The 9739-nt window shown below is 40.4% G+C and carries 9 protein-coding genes; all 9 read left to right on the forward strand.

Annotated features, from left to right (window positions below; genetic code table 11):
• The first annotated feature begins 62 nt into the window (after positions 1 to 62).
• The gene (locus A9Z07_RS17415; protein ID WP_171066985.1) at positions 63 to 1952 is read left to right on the forward strand and encodes a M48 family metalloprotease; all 1890 of its coding nucleotides are present in this window, start codon (positions 63 to 65) and stop codon (positions 1950 to 1952) included.
• A gap of 126 nt (positions 1953 to 2078) precedes the next feature.
• The gene (locus A9Z07_RS17420) at positions 2079 to 2879 is read left to right on the forward strand and encodes an undecaprenyl-diphosphate phosphatase (protein WP_004771720.1); all 801 of its coding nucleotides are present in this window, start codon (positions 2079 to 2081) and stop codon (positions 2877 to 2879) included.
• Positions 2880 to 2987: 108 nt separating this feature from the next.
• A complete protein-coding gene (locus A9Z07_RS17425; protein ID WP_069580000.1) occupies positions 2988 to 3785 on the forward strand; it encodes a PaaX family transcriptional regulator in 798 nt (265 codons plus the stop codon).
• A 126-nt stretch (positions 3786 to 3911) separates the two neighbouring features.
• The gene (locus A9Z07_RS17430) at positions 3912 to 4895 is read left to right on the forward strand and encodes a fatty acid desaturase family protein (RefSeq protein ID WP_069580001.1); all 984 of its coding nucleotides are present in this window, start codon (positions 3912 to 3914) and stop codon (positions 4893 to 4895) included.
• Positions 4896 to 4954: 59 nt separating this feature from the next.
• Positions 4955 to 5377 carry a PaaI family thioesterase gene (locus A9Z07_RS17435; protein ID WP_004771723.1) on the forward strand — a complete coding sequence of 141 codons (423 nt, stop codon included), beginning with the start codon at positions 4955 to 4957 and terminating at the stop codon, positions 5375 to 5377.
• Positions 5378 to 5530: 153 nt separating this feature from the next.
• Positions 5531 to 6523 carry a putative solute-binding protein gene (locus A9Z07_RS17440; protein ID WP_069580002.1) on the forward strand — a complete coding sequence of 331 codons (993 nt, stop codon included), beginning with the start codon at positions 5531 to 5533 and terminating at the stop codon, positions 6521 to 6523.
• Between the two features lie 175 nt (positions 6524 to 6698).
• A complete protein-coding gene (locus A9Z07_RS17445) occupies positions 6699 to 7475 on the forward strand; it encodes a hypothetical protein (protein WP_047432887.1) in 777 nt (258 codons plus the stop codon).
• Between the two features lie 12 nt (positions 7476 to 7487).
• Entirely contained in the window at positions 7488 to 8612 is a 1125-nt protein-coding gene (locus A9Z07_RS17450; protein WP_069580003.1) for a toxic anion resistance protein, read from the forward strand.
• Between the two features lie 27 nt (positions 8613 to 8639).
• Positions 8640 to 9554 (forward strand): hypothetical protein, encoded by a 915-nt coding sequence (locus A9Z07_RS17455; protein WP_069580004.1) that lies wholly within the window; start codon positions 8640 to 8642, stop codon positions 9552 to 9554.
• Positions 9555 to 9739: the final 185 nt, after the last annotated feature.

The raw sequence follows: 9739 nt of genomic DNA on the forward strand, positions 1-9739 counted from the left end.
TTATTTTATGATAACGGATACGGAAGTCCTAAACAGAAACAATGTAATCAGGAAAATTTACATTGAGAGAAATGAGCCATTACTTAATCGAAAATAAGAATATTGCATGGTCAATGAGCTTTTGTTGGCTGGCGATGTTGTTGACTGTTTTTATTCTTAATCTAATTTTAGGTTTGGTCGTCCATTTCTTCGATTATACGCAGCCGATCTGGTGGCATGTTCTTAGTCCTTATTTTATTCTCTTGCTTATTTTTGTGCTGTTCTGGTCGGTTGGTGCAGAACTTTATGTGCTACGTGAAGGCGGGCATTCGCTTGCCAAGCAATTAAAGGCCAGACGTCTAGTATTTGATGAAAGTACGCCCGAAGAAAGTACGGCATTAAAAATTGTAGAGCAAGTGGCCAAAAGCTTCTCTATCGATCCTCCTGCGGTCTATGTTTTACCTGATGAGGTTGGTGTAAATGCTTTAACCGCTGGTTTTAGGTCGCAAGATATTGTGATTATCCTGACTTGGGGGGCTTTGCAAAATCTTGATGAGCTGGAACTGTATGGCTTGCTCAGTTATGAGTTTAACCAGATTTTATCTGGTGAAGCAGTTGAAAATACCAAGCTTAAACTTTTGTATAGTGGCCTAACGACCTTTAGCCAATGGGGAAGCAAGCTGGCTCAAGCGGGTTATAGTCCTTATGCAACGTCTTATCGCAATAAGTTTGAAACTATTTTTGTCGCGATAGGTGGGGTGATTTGGCTGATTGGAAGTTTAGGGATTTTAATTACCCGTGGAATTAAATATCTGACTTTAAGTGGGCGGACCTTTCGCAATGATCTCAAGACCATGCGATTGATGAATAATAATGCCAATATTCAAACCCTATTACGGATTTACGTCCATCATTCGGGCTCGCAAATTCACAGTGCCTATTCTGAATCCATTTCGCATATGTGCTTTGCAAACTCATTGAGTCCACAAAGCTGGATGAATATTCATCCCAGTATTAAAGATCGAATCTATGAATTGAATCCGACTTTATTGCAAGATTTACAATTAGAAAATCTAAGAAAATTACGTAATCGTCCTTTGTTTAGTTTATTTCGTTCGCTGGAAGAAGAAACGGCCGATATTACGACGCCTTGGAGTTCACCACAGCCTTTACCGCTGTTGCGTTTATCACCGATTAGTTTTGCATTGAATGATGCGATTAAGCCGCTTAATCCAGAAATCCGTAAAAATAAGAAACGTCCTGAACTCATTCAGCGTGCGATGCAAACCGCAACGGGTTCGCGAGAGGTGATGGTGGCGATTTTAATGATCCGTCAATATCGCGAATTTATTCCACAGGATGCACCTGTCAGCCATGCCATTGTCGATGCTTTATTGAATCTGGATGGTCGTATTCATGTGCAAATCTTCCATGATGCCTGTAAGAATATTGGGCATATGCCAGCCAGTATTGCCCGTCAATTTCTGACGAAGTTGGCGTGTATTATTCAGGAAGATGGGGAAGTAGGGTTATTGGATGCCTTATTGCTTGAAAGGGTTAAAAATGAGCTCAATTTAATGCCCGCCCATCTACCTGCTGCTTTTGAAGATGTGAAATCTCAGATTGTGCATCTGATTGATGCCTTGTTGCATGTCCAGCAAATCAACAGTCCGAATCAACTTGAAGTACGTGAACGTATTTTGCAACTGCTTTTGACTGAAGAGGAAATGCAAACCTATGCGGATATTTCAGATGAGCCATTGGATCTGGCTGAAATCCTGAATGATGTGTCAGGGTTGTTATTGCGGGATCGTCTCAATATTTTGTCCATTGCAGAAAGATGCCTCTGGAATGACCGTATTATTACCCAAGATGAGTTAGATGTTTTAGAACTTTTATATTGGCGTCTGGGTTTTGATACGCATGAAGTGGTCGAACAAATGCAAAAGAAAAATAGTCTGATGATTATTTAAGAGATATTTATGTACATGCGTCCTTTTTTGATAAAAACGTTACGTGACAATCACATAAAATGATGCCATTTCAAGGTAAGCTTGCCGTTTATTTTTATTCTTGTATTACGTGCTTTTGAGTAATTTATGGAACATATTGAAATTTTAAAAGCCTTATTTTTAGGCTTTATTGAGGGTTTAACCGAATTCCTACCCATTTCAAGTACAGGTCATTTGATTTTATTTGGTCATATGATCGACTTTCATTCAGATGACGGTCGTGTTTTTGAAGTTGTGATTCAGCTTGGCGCGATTCTGGCAGTATGCTGGTTATATCGACAAAAGATTTTTGACTTAGTCAAAGGTTTTTTTAGTGGCGATGCAGAAGCGCGACATTTTGCTTTTAGTGTTTTATTGGCGTTTATTCCTGCGGTGGTGATTGGGGTATTTGCAGTCGATTTTATTAAGAGCGTGTTGTTTAGTCCTCTTGTGGTTGCAGTCGCTTTAATTGTCGGTGGTTTGATCATTTTCTGGGTTGAATCAATTAAATTTGATCATAAAACCACGGATGCGACCAAGATTACCTATAAGCAGGCTTTTCTGGTGGGCTGTGCGCAGTGTGTCGCCATGATTCCGGGAACCTCGCGTTCAGGTGCAACTATTGTTGGTGGCATGTTCTCGGGCTTGTCTCGTAAAGCAGCAACCGAGTTTTCCTTCTTCTTGGCGATGCCAACCATGTTGGGTGCAGCGGTATTCGACTTGGCACGTAATGCTGATGTGCTAACGCAAGATAATATGCTGAATATTGCGGTGGGTTTTGTGGCTGCCTTTATTTCGGCACTGTTTGTGGTCAGTGCATTGGTAAAATTTGTTGAACGACACACATTACGTGTGTTTGCTTGGTACCGTATTGTTCTCGGTATTATTTTGTTGTTTGTTTTCCTATAAAAAATAAAAAACCCTCCCTTTTTGCAAATGCGAAAAGGGAGATTCTCAGTTAAGATTCCCATCTCTTATTTCTAATCTTTCATATTCCTATATGGGTTCGACTGCAAGATGACAATAGCTAAAATGAATGCCCGTGATTTAATTATTGATTTACTTTTGGGGCTGCAAGGTCGTGCGATTTCAATTAAGCAGATTATTGTCGCGGCAAGACTATTCGACATTAGTGAGAACAGCATTCGCGTAGCGGTTACTCGTTTATCGAGTGATGGCGTCATAGAGGCGATTGAGCGCGGCGTGTATCAGTTTACAGTGCAGTCGCATGAATGGGCTGATGTCATGTTGAATCGTAAACAAGGGATTAAACAGACCAAGCGCTGGAATCATCAATATTTGGCAGTATTTACGGGTGAGTTGGGGCGTGTTGATCGTACTGCTTTAAATCGTCGGGAAAGAGCATTAAAACATTTCGGTTTTAAAGAGCTGGAACAGGGAATTTATATTCGTCCAGATAATCTGGCGATTGGCTTTGATCAGTTATTTTCAGAATTAAAATCTTCAGGTTTAGAAGAGACCGCAAAAATCTGCCAAATTAACCATTTTGATGCGACAACTTTAGCGAACTTGCCAAAACTCTGGGCGCCCCAGATCTTAAACCAGAATTATGAGAAATATTGTCAGATGATCCAGCAGTGGTTAGCGACTGTACCGCAACTCTCCTTAGAGGATGCTGCTCGAGAGTCGTTATTACTTGGACGACAAACGATTTCCTTATTGATGAATGATCCTTTGTTACCAGAAGATTTTGTGGATGTACAGCTCCGACAACAGTTTGCTGAAAGTGTACAACGTCTTGATCAGACAGGTTTAGATGCATGGCGTAAATTCTATGAAAATCATGTTGAGTAAAGGTTGATTACAAATATTACAGATAATTTAATTTTAATTTATTGACAGAAATATTACTAAGTTTAAAATAAAAATATAAATTGTGTAGTTTTATAAGAATAGAACACATTCTGACAGGATAGAGAGATGAATACACGCGTTGCAATTAGTGACTTATTCAGTAGAGAGGAAATTACTGAACTCACCGCTAAATCAGATTTGCATGGCAGTTGGGCTGTGTTCTCAACATGGGCAGTCATTGGTGGGACTTTTGCTGCAGTAGCGAGCTCATGGGAATATTTACCTGCATGGGGTAAATTATTGATGTGTATTGCTGCATTGGTCATTTTGGCGGGACGTCAATTGGCATTGGCAATTATCATGCATGATGCATCTCATCAAAGTCTGTTTAAAACCAAATGGCTCAATGACACTTTAACTGACTGGTTATGTGCACGTCCGATCTGGAATGATCTGCATAAATATCGTGCGCATCACATGCGTCATCATAGTAAAACCTCAACAGTGGATGATCCTGATTTATCCCTTGTGACAGGCTTTCCAACCTCTAAGAAATCTTTAATGCGTAAATTTATGCGTGATGTATCAGGAGTGACTGGATTTAAATTTGCGGTTGGTCGTGTGCTGATGGATATTGAGAAAATGGAGTGGACGGTATCCAATGATCGTCGCTGGATTTCTCAGGAAGGCAAACACTGGACTGATTATCCGAAAGCATTTCTAAAAAACAGTGGCGGGGCAATTGCCACCAATGCAGCGCTATTTTCGGCCCTATGGGCAGCAGGTCATCCTAAACTTTATGCATTGTGGGTTGTGGCATATTTAACACCATTTCCTTTATTTCTCAGAGTTCGTTCAATGGCAGAGCATGCTGGCATGGAAACCAGCAATAGTGCATTAACCAATACCCGTACCACCAAAGCAGGCTATCTTGCACGCGCTTTGGTTGCACCGATTAATGTTAACTATCATAAAGAACATCATTTGATGGCTGCGGTACCTTACTTTAAACTGCCAAAAGTGCATCAAATGCTACGTGAACGTGGTCATGTGGGTGAACCGCCAAGCTATTGGCAGGTATTAAATGAGCTTTCTAATCAGACTGATTAGATGGGAAAATCAACTATTACATTTTAAGAAAGATATAACAGGAACAATAGGAATAATGCATGGCAGCAACAAAAGACGAAATTATGGGATTTTTGGCGCAGGAATTTCCCCAAGCGTTGATGAAAAGTACCATTGAAGAGATTACACCAAGAGGTGCACAGCTGCTTTATCGTGTTGATGCAGGAGATTTGCGGCCGGGACAGACGGTTTCAGGGCCGACTTTAATGCTGGTGGCAGATTACGTGCTGTATATTGCCATTCTGGGACATTTAGGTCTGGTCGCGATGGCCGTGACCACCAATATGACCATTAACTTTTTCCGTAAACCAAATGGCAATCGCGATCTTCGAGCTGTCTGTAAATTGATCAAAGTGGGTAAAACCTTAGTTACAGGCGAGGTCTGGTTGTATTCGCTGGATGATGAAGAACCTGTGGCACATGTCATTGGAACTTATGCGCTTCCACAAAAACCAACGGATTAAATCTTAAAAGCGAACAGATTAATGCGTTGATTTAAATCATCTACTCGGTTTTTATTGACTGCAAATCTATTAAAAAAATAAATCGCGTCATAGGATCATGCCGCTAAATCAGGTGAGATGAATAGATAATAAATCTTATCTGGGAAGAACGAGATGATAATTAAAAACGGTTTGATTACTTTGGCGTTACTTGGATTTGCAGTTGCGACTCAGGCCAAGCAAACAGTGTGTGTATTCGATCCTGTGGGTAAATCGGGTGATGCTTTTGCATTGGCAAAGGACTATGCGCTTGAAGCCAAAAAATGGGGTGCGGATATCGATTTACGTGCTTATGTCGATGAACGTGTTGCCGCAGAAGATTTGAAAGTTGGACAATGCGACGGTGCGATTATCAGTGGTTTACGGGGGCGACAGTTCAATAAATATGTCGGTTCTCTAGATGCAATTGGCGCATTAACCGATTTAAAAACGGCAATTTTAGCCTATCAAATTTTGTCAAAGCCGCAAGCTGCAAAAAGTATGGTCAATGGGCCTTATGAAATTGCCGGGCTTGGGACGATTGGGCCTGCTTATCTGTTTGTTGCTGACCGCAGTATCAATACCTTAGCCAAGGCTGCGGGGAAGAAAGTCGGGGTGTTTGCCTATGACGAGGCACAACCGAAGCTGGTCGCTCAAGTCGGCGCACAAGCGGTTTCTGTAGATGTGACCAATGCAGGTGCCAAATTTAACAATCATCAGATTGATATTGTCCCAGCACCGATTGTTGCCTATAAGCCGTTCGAACTTTATAAAGGTCTGGGCGATAAAGGTGGAATCGTAAAATTTCCACTCACTCAAATTTCAGCAAATTTTATTATTCGCAAGGATAAGTTTCCAGCAGGATTTGGACAAAAGTCACGTGAATGGGTAGCAGGTCAACTAGGCCGTACTTTTAATATTATCGCCAAATATGAAAAAGAAATTCCTGCAAAATACTGGATGAATATTTCACCTGAAGAGCAGGTGAATTATATGAAAATGATGCGTGAGGCACGTATTTCATTGACCAAAGCAGGTATCTACGATCCCAAAATGATGAACTTCTTGAAGAAGGTTCGCTGTAAACAAAATCCAAATAGTTTTGAATGTGCACTGAATGATGAATAAATCATGAATCAGGCTCGGTATAACCCTCTTTATTGATTGTAATTTAGAAGGTTTTTGCTTTTTAATCTGGCAATAAATTTTAAAAAACATAACAACAATGCTGTATGCGAAAATGCTAGAACATGCTACAAATAAACCTGTCCAAATTTATTTGTACCCACGATTTTTAACTTATATGACGATACCGCCCGACTTAATACCTTTATCGCAAATTGAGTCAAATCAAGAACATATTTTAGCGATCAAGCGTAATGATTTAGTGCCTTTATTAAACGATCCACATCGTTTAAATCATTATGCAGATCATTTGGTACAAGCACAGAGTGTCCTGCTCAATGGCGTTGATCCAAAGCTGAATCAGCAACTGAGCGAAGTGATTAGCCAGATTATTCAGCAGCTTTCGGTTTCAAAAAAATATCTGGGTGGGCGTCGCTTCAATGCATTGCAAAAATGGTTGGGGATTGATGTCGAATACGATGCCGGGCAAGTCAAATATGTTAAAGATTTAGATCGTTTGATTAATGAAGCCAATCATCTTAGTCAGCGCTTACAGATTGAAATCCAGAAATCCCAATCACGTTTGCAGCAGGCACTGGGTTTGCGCGAGCAAATGGCCGCTTATATTCAGGCCGCAGATGAGTTTTTAAAAGAATATCCTCAATTTAGCAAACAGCAGGTGCTGGACCATTTTGTTGAGCGACTTTCGAAAAAAGTGAATACGTTACAAACTTTGCAGAGCAGTAATGATATTGCGATGAAGCAAATGCAATTGTCCCAACATTTGTCCTTTAGTCTTTTAGACCGTTTTAAAGAAGCGCAACAGGTCTTAATTCCTGCATGGCAATATCATTTGAAGCAAAGTCGTGAGTCCAGTTCATCGGCGACCATTGAGCAACTGGACAAGAGTCGAGAAAACTTGATTCAGAATTTGAAAAAATCATTACAGAAATAAGAGGGGAATATCATGTCAGATTCAGAACTTAGCAAAGTATCTCATGAACTTGAACTCAAGCCTGAGCAACGTTTTGAGCAACTCAATCTAAAAGAATTGGGTTTACAGCCACAAGACCTTGCCGAAGTGATGGATGCCCATAAAGAGTTGGCAGAGATTAGCACGACTGTTGTGGCGGAGTACGGTAAAAATATTGCCAATAAGACCTCGACTTATACCGATGAGTTATTAAGTCTGGTGCAAAATAAAGATCTGGATAGCACGGGGCAAAAACTCAACGAAGTGGTTCAGGTGGCTCAGCAACTGAATACTTCAAGTATCCTGAATAAATCAAAAAGCTCAGGTTTTTTTGGTGGCTTACTGAGCAAACTTAAGGGTGCCAAGCAAAACTTTGATCAGCATTTTAATACCACCAAAGAACAAATTGATGTGTTGGTTAAGGAAATTGAAAGTTCGCAAACAGGCTTAAAGGCGCGTGTTGGTACGCTTGATAAAATGTTTGATGCCGTACAGGATGAATATAAGCAGTTGGGTGTATACATTGCAGCAGGTCAATTGAAGCAGCAAGATATCCAGCAGCAGATTTCAGCATTGACCTCTCAAGAGCAGGATCAGCAGACTACACAGCAGATTTATGACCTGAATCATTTGGCCAATAATCTTGAAAAGCGGGTGAGTGATTTACAGGTTTTACAACAGTCTGCCATGCAAACATTGCCAATGATCCGCATTATCCAGTCGAATAACCTGATGCTGGTGGATAAGTTCTATGCGATTAAAAACATCACTTTACCAGCTTGGAAAAATCAGATTAGTCTGGCGATTTCATTGCAAGAGCAGAAGAATAGCGTGCAGCTTGCCAAAGCCATTGATGACACTACCAATGAGTTATTACGTCGTAATGCCGAGTTACTTCATCAAAACTCGGTCGATACAGCGAAAGCGAATCAGCGTTCAGTGATTGATGTGGAAACACTTGAACATGTTCAAAACACCCTCATTAAAACAGTAAACGATGTGATTCAGATCCAGAAAGAAGGCATGCAGAAACGTGCAGAAGCAACGACACGTTTACGTGCATTGCAGGATAGTCTGAATCATCTGGTGCTGGAGAATAGTCAGCCGCCTCAATCTTGATAAGATTAATTTTTGAAGGAAAGATCATTGTCACCAATAGACGACTTTAGTGTACAGCCGCTTGATCAGCGTTTAGATGTGTTAAAAAAACGTCAGCGTCATTTAATGATCTGGTTTTTTCTGACCAGTACTCTAGTGGTTGTTACCATTGCATCGCTGTTTTTTCAGAAAGAATTTATCTATCGTTTCTTTGATCTTTCCATGCAGGTTCAGGCGCTAGATTTGCCTTATCATGTACAGGAATTAATTCCTTTTAAACAGCCTGTCGATTATTTCTTTAATTTATTGTCATGGTTTGGCTGGCTGTTTTTAAAAATATTTGTCTCATTTCTTGGTGCTTTTTTTCTTGTGAGCTGGGCGAAAAAAATCAAGTTTTTTCAGCAGCGTTTTCAAGCATGGACACAGCGCTTTCTGGCATGGATTATCTCGTTTATCTTGCTTTGGTCTGGTTTAAGTTACATCCAATATGACTGGAAAGATGAAACCAAGCAGGCCTATCAGCAGTGGATGAGTTATCAAAATAATATTGTGGAAAGTCAGATTGCGCAGGATTTACAGCAAGCTGATATTTCTTCGACTGAAAAAGCCTATGTCTTGGCGCAAGTGGCCTTATTGCATCAACCTGTTGACCGTAAGACTGCCAATATCTATGTGAACCAGCTAATTGATGTTGAAAAAAATGATCCGCTTTTGTTTAAAAAATACGATTTTAAACCTGAGCAGTTGTGGGTGATGCAGCAGCAACTTTACGGCAAAAGCATTACCGCACTGACACAACCGCTAGATCTACGTGCCCAGCAGGCAGAGCGTGTTTCCCATATTGTGACTGTCATTTTGTGGGGAATCGTCATATTGGTCTTGGCTTTAAGCGCAGTTTTATATGTGCTGGCCAAACATTTGAAAAATCGTAGAAATCGAATCAGTCAAAAGCTTGAGTATTAATGGGTTTTTATGCTCATAACACACTGCAGCGGGTAATGCCATTTACCCTTGAGCTAGCCCGCTCAAGATGTATCAGATAGTTTGATTTGTTTTTGATAGGTTTATTCGATCAAAATAATAAAAACATACTGTTTTACCTATTTATGGTTTTTGCGTACTATAGCTTCATTGAATGAATTTACTGA

It is taken from the genome of Acinetobacter sp. YK3, assembly GCF_001729365.1.
Taxonomy (GTDB): Bacteria; Pseudomonadota; Gammaproteobacteria; order Pseudomonadales; family Moraxellaceae; genus Acinetobacter; species Acinetobacter vivianii.